Raw genomic sequence first — 17013 nt, forward strand, 5'->3', positions numbered from 1 at the left:
AGGTGACGCGGCTCTGCGAGTCGTAGGTGAACTCCGTCGTCCGGGACTCGGGCGTAGTCACCTTGATCAGGCGTCCGTCCTCGTCGTAGTCGTAGGACGTCGCCCTGCCCGCGGTGTCCCAGGACCGCACAAGGTGATGGGCGGCGTCGATGTCGTACTTGACACTCCGGCCGCTGTTGTCCGTCGCCGTCCACAGCGCGTCACTCGTCTTGACCAGATCGATCGTGCGCCCGGAACGGTCCTCGGTGAGCTTGTAGCCTGCCAGCCAGCCGCCGGAGTCGTTGTGGGCGGTGACCGTGATGGTGCCGTTGTTGCGGTCGGTGACCTTCGTCAGGACGCCGTTGGCGTTGTAGGTGTCCTTGGAGCCGGACTTGCGGTCGGTGAGGGTGTAGGTGCCGTCGCTGTTCTTCTTGAGGTCCTTGCCGTAACCGTCCGGTGTCTTGAACGTGCCGTCGGCGTTCTTCAGGAAGTCGATGCTGGCGCCGGAGGAGTCGTACCAGATGACGTCGTTGGCGAACGCTTCGAGGTTCCGCTCATACCCGCTCCACCACGGGGTGGAGATCTGGCCACTGGGAGCGAAGAAGGAGTTGTAGGTCCGGGTCAGCTGGAGGGAGTTGCCGACACCGGCGATGTCGAAGTCGGTGGCCGCCAGCATCATGTTGCCGGTCGAGTAGTCGATCCGTCCCACGAGCGAGTCGGTGATACGGAAGTCGAAGATCTGGTGCCACGGCACATCGCCCTGCCCCTCGGGCACGGCCACCTTCACCGACGGCGCAGCGGCGCCCTGCTGCTGTCCTGCCAGCCGGGACTTCTGCCCAGCCTCCCACCGGCGCTGCTCCGCGCTCGGCGCCGCCTTGCGCTGATTCCGGGGCGGCTTGTTCTGCCCTACTTTCACCGCGGGCATCTCAGCCCGCGCCTTGCCCTGCCCCCATACCGAACCCTGTGCCGGAGCCGGTCCTGCCGCCAGTGCAGGCAAGGCGGACGCGCCCAGCCCCAACACCACGACGGAGGCAATCAGAGAGTTTCTCGCTGTGGAACGCGCATGCCGAAAGGGCATGCCGAAAGTACACGAACGCACGTCTTCCCCCCGCTAGGAAGTCAAAGCCCGGCAGCCCCAACGGCCACCAGGAGCACACACGTTCGCACAGGATCTGCACAAGGAAGCGACCACTTCCCTAAAATCCGACCCTCATCCCCTCAGGAACTAGCCCCTCCCCTTCCCGCTCTCGGTCAACGAGAAAACGGACACAAGATACCAATCCCCGACTCACAGCAACGGCTTTCACTCCACCCTCAGCCCCGCAGACCCGTCACGTTTGACTGAAAGTCATCGACACCAACAGCCCAGGGCCCCATCGGAACGACGCGCTCGTGATCGATAGGACAGCCTGTCCACGCTCCACCAGCTACCGCTATGCCTCCTCGGTCCCGGCCAGAGACCCAGCACCTGGTCGGCACGGCCCTCCCATCCGCACCCGCCTTCGGGACGTGCGGCAGGCAGCAGTGTTTGCAGGCGATCGCCATCTTCGCCCGGCGTACTCAACGCTGCGTCGCGGTCAGCCGGCGTGCTCGAAGCGTTGCGTGTGGCTCGCACCTGGCGGGCGCGCTCAGGCGCATGGGAGCGCAACGAATTCCCGGACAAGAATCTTGTAAACAAGTGTGCCGGGGCTGTGTCGGTGAGGAAGGCCGGGGCATTCGACGGCTCGGAGGTTGATAACTATGGTTCCCCTGCTTCTCGTTCTTCTACTGGCTCTGATCCTCTTCGGCGCGGGTTTCGCACTGAAGGCCCTGTGGTGGATCGCCATCATCGTGCTCGTCGTCTGGCTCGTCGGCTTCGTCGCCCGCCCCAAGGGAGGAAGCGGCCGCTGGTACCGCTGGTAGCCGCCAGTCGCATCAATCGTCATCACATGGGTGGCCCCGCGCTTCGGCGCGAGGCCACCCACTTGTTTGCAGTGTCCCATCACACAGGGGATCAGGGTCACCACGCTCCACCCCCTGCCCGCTTGGCAAGGCCGAGTCACCCCTCACCATCGTCCAACTGCCAACCGCCGTAAATGCCGTGCTCGATGGGCTACTCATCGCCCACAATCTGTGAGCCACCCACCAGGAGGTCCACATGCAGAAGATCCCAACCATGTTCGCCCGCAATCCCGAGGACCGTCGCTACGTCCTGCCCACGGTCACGGCCGGCTGCGAGAGGGTCCTCGCCGGCGAAGGCATAGCCACCCGGAAATACGACGGGACCTGCGTCACGCACGACGGCACCACTTGGTGGGCCCGCCGCGAGATCAAGCCCGGCAAAACCCCCCCCCCGCCGAACTTCCAGGCCATCAGCACCGACGAGATCACCGGACGCACCGTGGGCTGGGAGCCGGTCGCGCAGTCGAGCTTCGCCAAGTTCCACGCCGAGGCGGTGGCGAACGTCAGTGCGTTCACCGGCATCGAACGGTTCCGGGCAGGGACTTACGAGCTCACCGGTCCGAGGATCAACGGAAACCCCGAGGGCGAGAGGCATCACTGGCTCATCGCCCATGCCGAGGCCGACGTCATCTCCCTGCCGGGCAGGTCGTTCGACGACCTTCGCGCGGTCGTCCTGCAGCTCGCCGAGGCCAACGGCTCGGAAGGCCTGGTCTTCCATCACACCGACGGCCGGATGGCGAAGATCAAGGCGCGGGACTTCCCGAAGCCACTCTGACGGCAGCCGGCCCGGCAGCTCCGCGGCCAGGTCGTAGGCGTCGAGCTCCTCGCCGGAGCCCTGTCCCGGGCTGCGCAGCCACAACGCGGAGTACGCCACCTCGACGACAGCTGCGCCCAGCACCGCAATCACGGCACTGTTCTCAACCGGAGTGCCGGAGCCCCTCTCCCCCGCACCCCTGGGCGGACTTCGGCCTCCAGGTCCACCACGGAGTTCCCGCGGAGGTTGCCGCTGCGGCATTGCGCGGCGGCGCAGGCCCCGATGGCGGCGATCCGGATACGGATGGCACGACGGTGCCGCAACCGGTGATTCCCCGATCGGAGACGGCGGCGCGATGTAGGCGTGCTCTTGTCGGAGAGCGCGCGGGAGGGCCGTGACGGCTGCGCGGTGTCCGCCGCCTCGGTGGGCCGGCACCGCGGGGCTCCGTCCACGAGTCCGAGGCGTCGGGGCCCTGATGGTCCTTGAGTACCGTACGGGAACCCGTCCCCAAGGCCCCCTGCCCCTTCAAGGGTTGGGCAGGGGGCCGCAGGTCGCACGCTGCCGCGAATAATGGCTCGTGCTGGCCTGTGCGGACCGCGGCGTCTACAGCGAAAGGGTGGCGTACCCGCTGATGCCGCCACTGTTATTGACTGTCCTGGCGTAGGTGTTCTGCAGAACGTGCGAGGGGTAGCTGCCGACGTTGCCCTCGATCACGGTCAAGGTGGTACTGGTGACGGCGACGACGATGCTGACATGGTCATCGCTCGCCACCGTGCCGAAGCGCCACCCGATCACGTCGCCGACCTGGACGTTGGTCAGGTCGTTGTGCCAGTTGCTGCCCGTACGGTTCTTGAAAGTGATCGCCCCCCCAGGCCCGAGACGTTGGCGCCGGACTGTTGCCACACCCACCGCGCGAAATCGGCGCACCAGTCCTCGGAGAGCCACCCGTTGGAGCACCTGCCCGTGTTGCCTGCCCGCAGAGACGTCGAATAGTAGTTGCAGTCGTCCGAGGTGGACATGTTGCCCTGCGCGACGTTGTGGCCCGCATTGTTCTTCTCGTTGTTGGCCAAGGTGGTGACGGCGTTCCGGAGGGCGTTGGTGTCGTTGCTGCCCGGGTCTCCGTTGCCCGACGTCCCGGTTACTCAGCGGCGGCCCCGCAGCGGGCGGCGAGCGCGGTAGCGGATGCGACGCGGCGGACGCCGCCATGGCGGCGTCCGCTACGTCGCCCGCGGGGGCCAAGCCGAGGAGGGCCATGTGGATGATGATGCCGGTACACATGAACGCCCCCCATTTCACGGCACCCACAACACATACGCATTGACTGCCGGTTGATGCAGATGCCGCCCCTGGCTCGGCCGACTAGCCACACCATGGCCGCTGCGTGCTTCTGCCCGAACGTAAACAACTGGCCCGTGACAGACCACGGACCTCCACACAACCCGAGCGAGCACCACGCCCCCCCGCGCACAAAAATCCACCTACGCGCCCCCTTGGACCGCCCCCGCCCCCGCCTCGCCGTTCTCCCGGGGAACGGCCCTGGATCGCGACCGCTGTCACGACTGCGATGTGGCCGTCCGGGAGTGCCGGCTCGTACGCGATGCGGCATGTCACGCAGGCCTAGTACTGCAACGGTCTTTGCCGTGACTGTTGGCCAGGGCGTTCGTTGGTGTGGTTATGGGTGGGGACCATGGTGATGTCAGGTTGTGGGCGGGCGAGTTGGAGCGTTTGCACGGAGGGTTCGTGCACCGGTTCAGCCGGAGTGAGCCGCGGGAGTCGGCCCTTGCGTATATGCAGGGGTTGATCGCTTCGCTGGAGCGGAAGAACGGCTGGACGCTCGCGGAGGAGGCCGGGCACGCGGCGCCCGATCGCATGCACCGGTTGTTGAACCGGATCGACTGGAACGCGGACGAGGTCCTGGGCGACGTCCGCGACTACGTAGTGGAACAGCTTGGTGATCCCGACGCGGTGCTGATCGTGGACGACACCGGCTTCCTGAAGAAGGGTGTCCGCTCGGCCGGCGTCCAGCGCCAGTACTCCGGAACGGCGGGGCGGACGGAGAACTGTCAGGTCGGTGTCTTCCTCGCCTATGCCGGTGCCCGTGGCCGCACGTTGATCGACCGCCGTCTGTATCTGCCCACGTCATGGACCGATGACCGGGAACGGTGCCGTGCCGCGGGCATCGAAGACACAGTCGCCTTCGAGACGAAGGTGATGATCGCGAAGGCCATGGTCCGCCGGGCGGTCACGGAGAAGATCCCGTTCCGGTGGGTGACCGCGGATGCCGCCTACGGCTTCTCCAAAGGATGGCGGACCGAGCTCGAGCGGGCGGATGTCTTTCACGTCATGGCGACGACCCGCCACGACACCGTCGTCTCCCGCTGGGCTATGGACCACCCCGTTCACGACCTGTTCAACGGGTTGTCGCGGCAGAAGTGGAAGAGTCGTTCCTGCGGGAACGGGGCCCACGGCCCCAGGATTTACGACTGGGCGAGAGTGGAGGTCCGACCCTGGCACCGCGAAGACCGCCGCCACTGGGTGATCGCCCGCCGAAGCGTCAGCCGGCCCGACCAGATCTCCTACTACATTGCCTACTGCCCCGCCGAGTCCACCCTCGATGAGCTGATTCGCGTCGCCGGCAGCCGCTGGGCGATCGAGGAATGCTTCCAGAGCGCGAAACAGGAATGCGGCCTGGACGACTACCAAGTCCGCCGCTACCCCGGCTGGCACCGCCACATGACCCTCGCCATGGCCGCCCACGCCTGCCTCACCGTCCTGCGCGCCCGCGAGCTCGACACAGACAAAGCAGAAACGGATCCTCTCAGCTCATACCCCTCACCCTCCCCGAACTCCGACGCCTGATCACCCGCCTCGCCCACCGCCGACCCCCATCTCTCGAGCACACCCTGCACTGGTCCTACTGGCGCCGCACACGACGACAACAAGCCCGCCTCAGCCACTACAAACGACGCGGCCACACACCACCAGAAACTGCCCAACCATCAGACCAAAGACCGTTGCAGTACTAGGCGCTGTTTCTCGGATCATGTGCGGAGCCAGATGATGAGGGCTGCGAGGGTGACGGTGCCGAGGTAGATGTGGGCGCGTTTCTCGTAGCGGGTGGCGACGGCGCGGAAGCCCTTGAGGCGGTTGATGGTTCGTTCGACGGTGTTGCTTTTCTTGTATCGCTCGCTGTCGAAGCCGGTGGGCCGGCCACCGCGTGAGCCGCGGTTCTTGCGGTGTCTTTGCTGGTCGAGGCGTTCGGGGATGGTGTGGCGGATTCCGCGTCGTCGCAGGTAGCGGCGGTTCTTCCGGGATGTGTAGGCTTTGTCGGCCAGGACATGGTCGGGCCGGGTACGGGGCCTTCCGACTCCGATACGGGGCACGGCGACCTGCTCCAGGACACGCTCGAACTGTGGCCCGTCACCGTAGTGTCCCGGTGTCAGGACGAGGGCGAGAGGCCTGCACCGCCCGTCCGCGGCGAGGTGGATCTTGGTGGTGAATCCGCCGCGGGAGCGTCCCAGGCACTCGCCGACCTGACCACTTCCTCGAGCCGGACCACCAGTTTCCGCAACACCGGATCGACCGGGTTCGTCCCCCGAACGTGCCCCTTTTGAGGACCAGCGGCCGCCGGCGCCTTCCTCGCGCCGGCGGCGTGCTGGTGGGCCCGCACGACAGTCGAGTCCACCGACACGTCCCAGTCGACCCGGCCCACAGCGTCCTCGGCGGCCTGGATCCGAGACAGCAGCATCGTCCATGTCCCATCAGCCGACCAGCGTCGATGGCGTTTGTAGACGGTCTCCCACGGCCCGAACCGCTCCGGCAGATCCCGCCACTGCACACCGGTCCGGACCCGGTAGAGCACCCCGTTGATGACCCGCCGGTGATCACTCCACCGGCCCCCACGAGCACCACCAGGAGGCAGGAACGACACCAGCCGGTCCCACTCCGCGTTCGTCAAATCCCCACGACCCATACCGCAAGCCTGACCCCAACACCCCACTCACGTCAGGAGATCCGAGAAACAGCGCCTAGAGATCCGGTAGCCCGTCGGGGCGTCCTGCTCTTCAGGCCACTCAACCAGGAGGGTCCGGGCAGGCAGGACACCGTCCCACCGGTTGCGGCCGTCGCCCGCGTTCTGGGCCGCGGCCAGGGACTGCTTGCCCGCGGGCCGGATGGTCAGGACGGTGAACCGCGAGGTCATCGGGCCTTTGCTGCCCTGTCGCCAGGTGACCTGTGTGAACTGTTCCGGGCCGGTTTCCTCCGCGAGGGCGCTGACGGCTCGGGGCGGGGTGCGGTAGCGGGGCAGGGTCGGCGGCCCGAGCCCGCCATAAGCGGGCCGGTGTGGCTCGGCCTCTTCGGCATGAGCGACTTCCTTGCCGGTCAGCGCGAGGACATAGGACAGCCTGCGTTCCTCCAGGCCGGTCCGGAACGGAGTGCTGACGCCGTAGCCCGCGTCGGCGACCACCACCGGCGCCTCCATTGCCAGCCGGCGACCGTGTCGAGCATGCCGAGCGCCAGGCGCCACTTCTCCTGGTGGGCAACCGCTTCATCCAGCACTCCGGTCCGATGGCAGCGGTCCGGCTCCTCCGTCCACTCCGGCGGCAGATACAGCTGCCAGTCCAGCGGACAGGACGCGGTGTCGGTGGCGGCGTGAACACTGACCGCGATCTGGCAGTTCGCCCGTTTCCCGAGCGCTCCGCAGTACTGCCGGGCCCCCCGACCGAAGCGGTGCCGCACTTGGGGAACGACACATCGTCGATCACCCACGCCTCCGGGCGGATCGCCCAGCTCAGCCGTTCGGCGATCCGGGCCTGGCAGGCGAGGTCGATGCCGGAGAGCTCGGGCTGTATGGAAATCGGGCCACCATTGCCTCGAGAGCGAAAGCCGGGTCTGAGCCCGGCGATAAGCCGTTCCCAGACCCGGTGGGCAGGTGAGAGGAGGCAGAGATTACTTCTTGCGCGCCTTGCTCATCAGAAATGCAACCCCGACGATGACGATCAGGACGACTGCGATGATCCAGAAGCTAGGGGTGCCGTGCCCCGCGCCCTTAGCCAGAATAAGTCCATGCATGTTGTCAATCTCCTTATCTGGTGAGAGAGGTTCTCATCATTAGTTGAGGACGCTGCTGGCGGCCTTTTCGCCGAGCTCGCCAGCCGCGTACCCGGTGCCGAAGCAGGTGGCGCCGACCGCCAGTCCGCCTACCCCTGCTGTCGGTGCGCTGACGGCTGCGGCCACCGCACCGCATCCGGCCTCTGCGGCGGCGCCTGCCGCCATGCCGACTCCTGTGGCGAGAGCGTCTTTGTAGTTGCCCTCGTCGATGTCCTTGGCCATGCTGCCTATGTCGTAGATGTCGAACCCCTTGCCGACAGCGTCGAAGAAGGACAGGCCGTTCGGGTCGACATTGTTGATGGGGTCGCCTGCGGCGTAGGCGTAGAGGTTGGATTCCTTGCCGGAGGGGTCGGGCTGGGTGAAGCGGCCGAGCTGGGGGTCGTAGTAGCGGGCGCCCATTTTGTAGAGACCCGTTGGGTCGAGGTAGGTGCCGGTATAGCCGTAGGGCTGGTTGGTTCCGCTGGTGGTGCGTGCTTCGCCGTAGGGGCCGTAGGTGTAGGTGGCAGTGCGCTTGCCGGAGGCGTCGACGAGGCCGATGACGCTGCCCTGGACGTCGGTGAGGTAGTACTGGCTGGCCCCGCCGTTGGTCATGGCTGTCAGGGTGCCCGAGGCTTCGCGGACGAAACCGGTGGTGTTCTCGCGGGTCATGCCGGTGGCGGTGTTGGTGAAGGTCGAACTGCCACGCGTGAGGCGGTCGTTGTTGTCGACGCCTGCGTAGGTGTAGGTCGACGCGGTGCCCGTGGCGGTCAGTTCGGCGAGCTGGGTGTACGGCGTCCACTGACCGTTCGTACGGACTCCGGCGGGCGAGGCGGCGGACGTCTCGTTGCCGTCTCCGTCGTAGGAGAAGCCGGTGTTTCCGCCGAGGGAGGTGAGTTCGTTGGCGTTGTTGTACTGGCGGGCGGACTGCGGGTCGGTGCAGGCGGGGAGGCTGGTGCCGGTGGATCGGCCGGTCATGTTGCCGGCCTTGTCGTAGCAGTAGGCCCAGCCCGCCGTGGTGGAGCCGTTCTTGGTCTCCTCGGCCTTGGTGAGGCGGCCTTTGGAGTCGTAGGTGTAGGCCGTGGCGGCGCCGTCGACCGTGCGCTTGTTGATCTTGTCGCTGTCCTTGCCGGACTTGCTGTAGTCGTACGAGATCGTGGACAGGACGGTCGAGCCGTTCTTGACCTCGATCTTCTGGGCGCGGCTGGATTTGTCGTAGTCGGTCTTCTGCACCGTGGCGCCGGGGTAGGTGGTGGTGGTGCGGTCGCCGTTGTTGTCGTAGCCGTAGGTGATCTTGGCGCCTCCCGGCTGCGTGAGAGTGGTGAGCTGGTTGGCGTCGTTGTAGTCGTAGGCGAGGGTGCCGCCGGCGTCGGTGGCGGTTTTGACGTTGCCGGACGCGTCGTAGGTCACCGAGCTCGCGCCGCCCGCGGGCAGGCTGCGCGTGCGCTCGCGGCTCTGCTCGTCGTAGCTGTACGTGCTCGTGCCGGCGGGCGACGTACGGGTCTTGATGTTGCCGTCGGCGTCGTAGACGAATGTTGCGGTCTTGCCGTCGCTGGTCTGTGTCGTGAGCCGGTCGCGCTTGTCGTACGTGAAGACCGTCTTGACACCACGCCCGTCGGTGACGGTGTCGGTACGGCCCAGCGCGTCGTACGTGTAGGTGAGGTCCTCCTGAGCCGAGGGGCGGTCGACCTTCGCCAGGTTGCCCTTGGAGTCGTAGGTGAAGGACGTCTTGTGGCTCTCGGGGTCGGTGGCCGAGCAGCGCTGGCCGGGCAGGCCGCCGCAGTCCGTCGTTCCGGACTTCGGGTTGTAGTCGTAGGTCCACTTCGCGCCGTCGGAGCCGGTGGTGGTGTCGGTCTGCGACATCATGTTGCCCGAGGTGTCGTAGCCGTTGGTGACCTTGTCGCCGCTGGCGGAGGTCAGTGTTTCCGGGTAGTGGCCGCCGGACTTCTGGGTCCAGGCAGCGGTCGACTGGGCGCCGGTGGGCTGGGTGGCGGACTTGGGATTGAAGGAGTCGTCGTAGTCGAACGTGACTGTATTGCCCGGCGTCGAGCCCACACCCATGCCGTCGACCGCGCTGGTGATGTTGTTGTCGGGGCCCCATGTCTGGGAGCGCTCACGTCCGAGCGGATCGGTCGTCTTCTTCACGCGCCAGCGGGCGTCAACTGTCTTCTCGGTGTTCTTGCCGAGCGGGTCGGTGATGCGGGCGATGCCTTCGCCTTCGCTGCCGGGCTGCGGCAGGATGTAGCGAAAGGCGGTGGTGGCTCCGGTGCCGACGCTCTTGTCGACGACCCGGGTGATCGACGCGAGGAGGTTGGTGTTCCAGGTGAATCGCGCCTCACGGCCCTCCGGTGTGGTCACCTTCGTCATCCGGTGCGAGGTGTCGTAGTCAAAAGCCGTGGTCTTGCCGTCGGTGTCGGTGAACGTCTTCAGATCGTTCCCGGACCACGTGTAGGACACGGAACGTCCGGTATTGTCCGTGACCTTGGTGATCTGCTTGCCGTCGTTGTCGAAGGTCAGGGTGCGGCCTGACGCAGAGGTGATCTTCGATGTGAACGCGCCGGAGTACGTGATGGTGGTGGCGTTGCCGTTCTTGTCCTCGACTTTGCTCACCCGGGCGTCGCCGGTGGTGCCGGTGCGGGTGAAGGTGGTCTTCTGCCCGTTTCCGCGGGAGGTGAGGGTAAAGGTCTTCTTGTCCGACGACTGCGTCAGGTCCTGCTTGTAGCCGGGCGCCGGGGTGAAGTTCGAGCCGTCCCGTTCGAATACGGCGATCGTGCTGGACGGTCCCTGCACGTAGGCCGATGTTGTGTTCGGCTCGTGGATGAGGTAGTCGCTGCCGGTCGTCGCCTTCCAACTGGTGTTCAGGCCGTTATAGGCGAGTCCGAAGGACAGACCGGGGCCGGCATCGGCGATGTCGAAGGCGTTGACGGACAGGAGCAGGTTGCCGTTGCCGTAGTTCACCTGCGCGCCGACGGAGTCCGACAGCGGTGCCTTGTGGAACTGCGACCAGGGCACCTGGCCGATGCCCAGGCCCTGGAACGTGGACTGCAGGATGCCCGCTTGTACCAGCTTGCGGTCCTTGCCCGGGGTACCGATCGGGGTGCTTGTGGGGGCCTGGGTCTGGCCGGTGGGTGACGCGGTGAGCCGTGGCGAGTCGGGTTTGTCTGCCGACGCGGCGGATGCCTGGGCCGGGATCAGGGCGACGAGTAGCGCTGTTCCTGCGGCGGCGGCGACGGCAGTTGCCGCGGCAGAGTATTTGCCGCGTCTGGTCCGCCGGTTTTCGGGCATGACAGAGTGCACGAGGAACTCTCCTTGAGTCGATCAGGCTTGACAGAGCCGGTTGGTGGAGAAGCGGGACCCGGCGGGTGGCAGCCGGTGGGCGGCTGCCACCCGCGTACATGAGGGCAACTCCCGCGGCACGAGCCGGCGCAAGGCCGGCCGATCGCGCCGGCGATGTGTCAGCAGCGTTTGGATGTCCTGGCGGCATACGCGCCCTGCTCGTTGGCGATGGTCAGAGTGCCATCACCCGACGTGCAGTCCTTGACCGAGTCGGCTCCGTTACCCCAAAATTCCTGGTCCAGCGAGTCGTACTCGCGTCGCACTCCGGAGAGTGTCGAGCGGTCGTAGTTCCAGACACCGACCTGCAGGTCGAACCTGATCTTCTTGTCGAGGAACGACTTCCACACCCACACATAGCCGTAGTTCTGATTGCACTTCGGCGAGTAGAACTGCTTGACCGAGGCGATCGTCTCCGTGCCACGGTAGGCATACGAAGTGGTGCCGATCTGGTAGGCATCGGAGCACACCCCGGTCGCCACTGCCGCAGCGCTGGCCGGATTGCCGGCCTCGGTGCCCGCCGCCCCCGCCGCCGTCGAGGCGGCCCGCTCCTGCGCAGAGGGAGCCGGGCCCGTACCTGCCGTCGCGACACCGCTTCCCAGCAGGGAAAGCGCCGTCCCGGAAACTGCTGCGGCGATCGTCATACGCGCACGCCTCACGTGCACACCCCCCAGAAAATGTGCGCGCATCCCCCAGTCACCCGAAGCGATCCCGGGCTGACACGCACAGTGGAAACGCACCAGCAGGTGCGCCTCCACATCCTCACCACACACCTCAACGGAATGGCATATTCCAAAGGCTCCAGTACGCAGAGTGAACATATGACTGTCCGTCGAGATAAAGATTCTGCGCGCTTTGTACCTTCGAAACGCAGCTGTAGCCCGAGTCTTGGCTGGCATCTTCAGGCCCTAGAACCCGCACTTTGCCAAACCATCAGAAAGCCCTTACTGAGTGATGTGTACAACATGAATGACAGTCAGATGTCAGGGCACATACGAAAGTTGCAGCCTGGCCGCGGCCGCCACGTGCGGGGACAAGTCGGTGAGTTCTTTCGCGCCACCTCGAAGAGCGTGACGCCCGACCTGTCGATCCGGAATGGGAGCTTCCCGGTGATTGGGCGGTTCGTGGGGGTAGCGGGGCTTCACAGAAGGGTCACAGGCACAACGAGGACGGCGGCATCTGCGGGTGTTGCGATGAAGGGTGAGTGGACGAATGCGCGGTCTGAAGATGACGACGGCGGTTGCAGCTGCGGCGGGCGTCACGGCGCTCCTGGCGGGGGCCGTGGGCTGCGGCAGCGATGGCAAGGAGGCGTTCGACGGACAGAGCGCGGACCAGATAGCCGCGAAGGCGGTGGAGGCCACCCGACAGGCCAAGTCCATGCACATGAAGGGAAATGTGGCGCAGTCCGGCGGGCAGCGGGTGGCGGTCGATCTCTCCGTGGACGACCAGAAGAACTGTCAAGGCACCGTCACCAACGCGCAGGCCGTCTCCGACATCCGGCACAAGGACGCGACCCTGTTCCTCAAGGGAAATGCCGCCTACTGGCAGAACAGCCTCAAGCGGCAGCCCCAGGCCGACGCGATCGTGCCGAAAGTCGCCGACAAATGGGTCCGTATGCCGGCTTCCGACGACCAGCTGACCGGACTCTGCGACAAACAGGGACTGGTCGCGGCGATGGACGAGGACAAATCAGAACGCCAGGGCCTGACCCGCGGCTCCACCACCACCATTGCCGGCACCAAAGCACTTGAGCTGAAGAAGGACAAGAACGGCACCACCCAGTCGATGTTCGTCGCCACCGAAGGCAAGCCCTACATCCTCAAGGTCACCAGCGGCGGCACCAAATCGGAAACCACGCTCTTCACCGACTACGACAAGCCCGTCAACCCCGCACAGCCCCCGGCCAACCAAACCGTCGACATCAAGCAACTCCTCACCCGTTAGCCCGCGCCGGGGCCCTCTCCGCGCAGCCCCTCTTGCTGAGTGTTCGAGAATGAAGACTCCTGTAGGGCTTGGCAGTTGGGTGATGCAGGAGCAGGGTTGGTGGGGTGCCTGCTGACCTTGTGTCTGATGACTTGTGGAAACGCGTGGTCCCGCTGTTGTCGGCTCGTCCGGCCAGGCGTCGCCGGTATTCCGGGCGTCTGCCCGCAGACGACCGTGCTGCTCTGCGGGGCATCGTTTACGTGTTGTGCAAAGGCGTAGGCTGGCGGGACGTTCCGTCGGAGCAGACCGGCTGCAGCGGCGTGACGGCCTGGAGGCGTCTGCGGGTCTCAAGGGTGTTGCAGAAGGAACGGCTTTGGCAGGCTGAAGTGGCGCCTGGCCTGCTGTTTCACCGCGCCACGGCGAGGTTGTGCAGGGTGGCGACGGCCTGGACCGCGTGGTGAAGGCCGTCTCCTTTCCGGCGGCAGTCGCGCAGGATCTTCCAGTTCCTCATCCGGGCAAAGGTGTGCTCGACACGGGCTCGCACCCTTCGGCGCTCGGCGTGGTCCTCCTCCTGCCCGCGCAGGAGGAGGCGGCCGGCTCTCTTGCGGTGCGGGACGATCAGGCCGGTGCCGAGGTAGGCGCCGTCCGCGATGACCGTCGTGGCCGCCGCCAGAGCGGGCCGGTCAGACGCCCGCCAGACATGCGCGTCGGCCTTGTTGCCTGGCGGCGGCCGGGCCGCCGCGATGACCAGGCGGGTTTCCGCGTCGATGATGACCTGCACGTTCGCCGAGAACCGGTAGTTGCGGGACGAGGCACCGACCTTGCGGTCACGGACCGGAATGAGGGTGCCGTCTACGATCCACAGCCGTTCGGTGTCCGTCACCGGGCGCGGAGTCCGCTCGAAGCGCCAGCAGCGGACGGAGCCGCTGGATGACCCGGCACACCGTCGTCGGCGAGATGCCCAACAGCGGCGCGAGCTGCCGCATCGTGAGGTTCGTGCGGTAGCACACGGCCACCAGCAGCACCCGGTCCGGCAGCGGCAGACACCACGACCCGGCCGCCGCCGGGCCCGCTCCCGCCCCGTTCGCGTATCGCCTTCACCAGCTTCGCGAACCGGTCCATCCGCAAGCCGGTGAACGTCTCCACCCACAACGGCTCAGCCCTCAACACCCCACCCATACAGGCAAAATGCCCAGAACTGAGCCTTCTGCAACACCCTTTAGAACGCCGGGGACACCAGCTTCGTGATCCAGATGATCGCCGGGACACAGAAGGCCACGCCCCACATGCCGGCGATGATGAAGGAGATCAAGGCGTACCCCAGCCAGGCCACCCGGGTGGGCCCGTATACGCGGGAGGGGTCTCGGGGGTCGTACGAGACCTCATCGCGGTGTCCCCGCACCGTGATGGGCGCCGCTATCTGCTGTCCGTCGAGCGTGCGGAAGTGGACGATGTAGCTGACGCCCGAGTCGCTGGATGTGCTCAGGTCGAACTCGTACCGGGCGTGGACGGTCACACCCCGCCGCCGCATCACCCACCGCGTGTCCAGGTCGGTCATCTTCACCCAGAACCACAGCAGGCCGAGCCCGGCGGGCAGCAGCAGCCAGGCGGCGATGCCCAGGACGGAGCTGGGCGGGAGCAGCACGGCCAGGGGAGGCCCCAGGACCGTGTACCAGAGCGCGCGCCTCCACCATGGGTTGCCGTGCAGCACTCGGTCGCGCAGCCGAGTCAGCACGCACACGGGCCACGCCGGCACGGTGTGCCGTTGCGGCTGCCGCCGCTTTTCCGAACGGCCCGCGTCACCGATGATGACGTCTATCTCCGCGCCGAGCGCGCTGATCATGTCCTGATTGCGATGACGGACCGTCATCGAGGAGGCGCCTCCGGCATCCTCGACGAGGAACACGGTCAGCGACTTCCCGCCCGCTTCGACGCGGCGGATGCCCGCCCCCGGCACGACGACGGTTGTGCGCCCCCGGATCCAGTGCAGCGCGCCGCGCTCCACCCATGCCCGGGTACGGCCGCCGGTCAGGACTATCCCGGTCATCGTCTCATTTTTCGATTCACCCATATTGGCAGATCTTAGGCAAGGGGTGGGCGGGGCATCACGGAGTCGGCCGCTCTCACGCGCTCGACGCGCGGACCTTCCTCCGCGCCCTGGCGGGTCCCTTTGCGCACCGGTCCGACGCGGGCCTGGCACTCCAGCAGATCAGTTCCCCCGCCAGCTGGTGCGGCTCACCCGGCGGTGGCGTCGGAAGACGTCCCGCCCGCTCTCCTTCTCCCTCACCCGGTGCACCCACACCCACCCCTCGCTTCAGCGACCTACGGCCACGCCGTGGCATGGCGGACGACTCACCTGTCTCGATCATCCACCAACAATCAGCCGTACGGGCCGACTTCGTTCCCGCGATGCGCTTGAGTCGCCCCTCCCCCATCCTGCATTGCGGCCCCCGGGTCCTCATCCGCCTCCGACTACGACCGGCATCCACACGGCGAAGGTCTTCGCCTGAACTTGATCGCAGGGCGGCCGTGCCGGTCAGCCGGCGACGTGGGCCGTGTTGTCCAGCCAGTGCTGAGCGACTCCCGTGTCGCCGTTGACGCTGATGCCGGCGGTGCCGTGGTCGGTGAGAGGAATCCGGCGGGTGAGGATCATCAGGAGGGAGCGTGCCGGGCCGCTCACGGTGACTTCGGCCTGCCGGGTTCCGGGCTCCCATGCCGCGCCGTCAGGGCGCCGTTCGATGAACCAGGCGCCGTCGGCCGCGGTGTCGGTGGCCAGCCATTGCAGGGTCTGCCCGGTGCCACGGATGGCGTGGGCGGAATCGGCGCGCTGCATCGCCCATGTGGGGGAAGTGAGCATCGCGAAGTGGTTGCTGATGAGCGCAACTGCGACGTCGGCGTCGACATCGGCCGGACGGCCCGACGCAGCGGCGGCGTCGAAGCCGTGGACGACCGCCTCGTTGAGCATGCTGGCCAGCCAGAAGCGCGTCCCAGGTCGTTCGTCTCCAGCGGGGTTGAACACGGGCGCGTCGAGTGCGTCGTCGGAGCAGGCGCTCGCGACTCGCTGCGAGGACTCCGCGAGCCACGTGTGCCAGCGACGAGAGTCGGTGGGTGCAACGGCCAACTCCGTTGGCAGTTGCGTGGGATCGGTGATGCGCCGCTCGATGATCTCCGCGACCCAGTTCTGGGTCTGGCCCACGTGCGCGACCAGGTCGGAGATGGTCCACTTCAGAGCTGTTGGCACAGCGGTGTCGGGTTCGGCCGCGGCCGCTGAATCTGCCAGACGCCGGGAGTGTTCGACGATCGCCAGACGAGCTTGCTCCGCGTTCAGGGCGGTCACGGTAGGGCCTCTCTTCACAGGTTCGTGTTGCTGGGTATGACACTGCGCGCCGGTCAAACTCATCGGTGATCTGGCGAGACGCCGCCTAAGGCCGTCACCACTTCACGTTCCAGGCCTTGGCCGAAGGGTGTTCCAGGCGGCGCTGTTGCGGAAGTAGGTGTCGTAGAGTTCCTGGACCTCCAGCAGGCTTTCCGGTGGGACCTCGCCGTTGGCGATGCGTTGCAGGTGACGGAAGTATTCGAAACGTTCTACGCCGGGGGTGATGACGATGAGGATGTCGGCGTTGAGGCCGGGGGCGGCGGCGAAGGCGTGGGCTGTTCCGGGTGGTACAACGACCAGGTCGCCGGTCTGTGCGGTGACGATCTGGTCGCCGGACAGCAGTTGGGCCGTGCCGTCGAGGATGTAGAACATTTCGGCGGCGTTGGCGTGGTGGTGGGGTTTGGCGCCGTCGGCGCCGTCGGTGAGGGTGACTCGCTGGATGGACAGGGCGCCGCCTGTGGAACTGCTGTCGGCCAGCAGGCGGATCGTGGTGGGGACCTGGCCAATGACCTCGGCTTCGCCGCCGCGTACGACAACGGATTCGGCGAAGTCCGCGACGATGAGCGACATGATGCTGCTCCGTGGGAGTTGAGGTAGGGGTGGCTCAGGCGGCGATCAGCGG

12 protein-coding genes and 3 pseudogenes are annotated in these 17013 nt (G+C 66.5%); 5 read left to right on the forward strand and 10 right to left on the reverse strand.

Annotated features, from left to right (window positions below; translation table 11 throughout):
* A partial coding sequence (locus tag IE267_RS38440; RefSeq protein ID WP_229861666.1) for an RHS repeat domain-containing protein occupies nucleotides 1–904 on the reverse strand: 904 nt, incomplete at its 3' end.
* An 815-nt stretch (nucleotides 905–1719) separates the two neighbouring features.
* On the opposite strand from IE267_RS38440, the gene IE267_RS38445 reads away from it, so the two are divergent.
* Nucleotides 1720–1881, forward strand: coding sequence for a hydrophobic protein (locus IE267_RS38445; protein WP_100575597.1), 162 nt, complete (start codon nucleotides 1720–1722; stop codon nucleotides 1879–1881).
* 235 nt (nucleotides 1882–2116) lie between these two features.
* Nucleotides 2117–2695, forward strand: coding sequence for a hypothetical protein (locus IE267_RS38450; protein WP_189766466.1), 579 nt, complete (start codon nucleotides 2117–2119; stop codon nucleotides 2693–2695).
* A gap of 582 nt (nucleotides 2696–3277) precedes the next feature.
* Here the strand turns inward: IE267_RS38450 and IE267_RS38455 are convergent.
* Nucleotides 3278–3619: a CHAP domain-containing protein gene (locus IE267_RS38455; RefSeq protein ID WP_189766467.1), complete on the reverse strand. Its 342-nt coding sequence runs from the start codon at nucleotides 3617–3619 to the stop codon at nucleotides 3278–3280.
* A gap of 729 nt (nucleotides 3620–4348) precedes the next feature.
* Between IE267_RS38455 and IE267_RS38460 the strand changes: the two genes are divergently transcribed.
* Nucleotides 4349–5533, forward strand: coding sequence for an IS701 family transposase (locus IE267_RS38460; protein WP_189766486.1), 1185 nt, complete (start codon nucleotides 4349–4351; stop codon nucleotides 5531–5533).
* A 182-nt stretch (nucleotides 5534–5715) separates the two neighbouring features.
* Here IE267_RS38460 and IE267_RS38465 read toward each other — a convergent pair.
* From IE267_RS38465 to IE267_RS38480, 4 genes and pseudogenes are all read right to left on the reverse strand, one after another.
* A pseudogene (locus IE267_RS38465) lies at nucleotides 5716–6647 on the reverse strand (IS5 family transposase).
* A gap of 57 nt (nucleotides 6648–6704) precedes the next feature.
* Nucleotides 6705–7488: pseudogene (locus IE267_RS40570) on the reverse strand (IS701 family transposase); the annotation flags it as partial.
* A 295-nt stretch (nucleotides 7489–7783) separates the two neighbouring features.
* Nucleotides 7784–11056, reverse strand: a complete 3273-nt coding sequence (locus IE267_RS40235) for an RHS repeat-associated core domain-containing protein (protein ID WP_268251646.1) — start codon at nucleotides 11054–11056, stop codon at nucleotides 7784–7786.
* A 158-nt stretch (nucleotides 11057–11214) separates the two neighbouring features.
* Entirely contained in the window at nucleotides 11215–11736 is a 522-nt protein-coding gene (locus tag IE267_RS38480; protein WP_189766468.1) for a hypothetical protein, read from the reverse strand.
* A gap of 568 nt (nucleotides 11737–12304) precedes the next feature.
* Here IE267_RS38480 and IE267_RS38485 point away from each other — a divergent pair.
* Together IE267_RS38485 and IE267_RS40605 are read left to right on the forward strand one after the other, a co-directional pair.
* Entirely contained in the window at nucleotides 12305–13036 is a 732-nt protein-coding gene (locus tag IE267_RS38485) for a hypothetical protein (RefSeq protein WP_189766469.1), read from the forward strand.
* A gap of 119 nt (nucleotides 13037–13155) precedes the next feature.
* Nucleotides 13156–13476 (forward strand): transposase, encoded by a 321-nt coding sequence (locus IE267_RS40605; RefSeq protein WP_444545476.1) that lies wholly within the window; start codon nucleotides 13156–13158, stop codon nucleotides 13474–13476.
* Here the strand turns inward: IE267_RS40605 and IE267_RS38495 are convergent.
* The 4 genes and pseudogenes from IE267_RS38495 to IE267_RS38510 all read right to left on the reverse strand — a co-directional run bounded on the left by IE267_RS38495 (nucleotide 13422) and on the right by IE267_RS38510 (nucleotide 16961).
* Nucleotides 13422–14194 (reverse strand): annotated as a pseudogene (locus tag IE267_RS38495) (transposase). The gene IE267_RS40605 and the pseudogene IE267_RS38495 overlap by 55 nt on opposite strands.
* A gap of 40 nt (nucleotides 14195–14234) precedes the next feature.
* A complete protein-coding gene (locus tag IE267_RS38500) occupies nucleotides 14235–15062 on the reverse strand; it encodes a hypothetical protein (RefSeq protein ID WP_189766471.1) in 828 nt (275 codons plus the stop codon).
* A gap of 489 nt (nucleotides 15063–15551) precedes the next feature.
* A complete protein-coding gene (locus IE267_RS38505; protein ID WP_189766472.1) occupies nucleotides 15552–16352 on the reverse strand; it encodes a maleylpyruvate isomerase family mycothiol-dependent enzyme in 801 nt (266 codons plus the stop codon).
* 102 nt (nucleotides 16353–16454) lie between these two features.
* Nucleotides 16455–16961 carry a cupin domain-containing protein gene (locus IE267_RS38510; RefSeq protein WP_189766473.1) on the reverse strand — a complete coding sequence of 169 codons (507 nt, stop codon included), beginning with the start codon at nucleotides 16959–16961 and terminating at the stop codon, nucleotides 16455–16457.
* Nucleotides 16962–17013: the final 52 nt, after the last annotated feature.

Source organism: Streptomyces xanthochromogenes, from assembly GCF_014650455.1.
Lineage (GTDB): Bacteria > Actinomycetota > Actinomycetes > Streptomycetales > Streptomycetaceae > Streptomyces > Streptomyces xanthochromogenes.

Excerpts from the sequence above, each read along its gene's own strand:
- IE267_RS38500 (WP_189766471.1), bottom strand. The coding sequence starts at position 15,062 with ATGACCGGGATAGTCCTGACCGGCGGCCGTACCCGGGCATGGGTGGAG.
- IE267_RS38480 (WP_189766468.1), bottom strand. The coding sequence starts at position 11,736 with ATGACGATCGCCGCAGCAGTTTCCGGGACGGCGCTTTCCCTGCTGGGA.
- IE267_RS38485 (WP_189766469.1), top strand. The coding sequence starts at position 12,305 with ATGCGCGGTCTGAAGATGACGACGGCGGTTGCAGCTGCGGCGGGCGTC.
- IE267_RS38460 (WP_189766486.1), top strand. The coding sequence starts at position 4,349 with ATGGGTGGGGACCATGGTGATGTCAGGTTGTGGGCGGGCGAGTTGGAG.
- IE267_RS38445 (WP_100575597.1), top strand. The coding sequence starts at position 1,720 with ATGGTTCCCCTGCTTCTCGTTCTTCTACTGGCTCTGATCCTCTTCGGC.
- IE267_RS38450 (WP_189766466.1), top strand. The coding sequence starts at position 2,117 with ATGCAGAAGATCCCAACCATGTTCGCCCGCAATCCCGAGGACCGTCGC.
- IE267_RS38510 (WP_189766473.1), bottom strand. The coding sequence starts at position 16,961 with ATGTCGCTCATCGTCGCGGACTTCGCCGAATCCGTTGTCGTACGCGGC.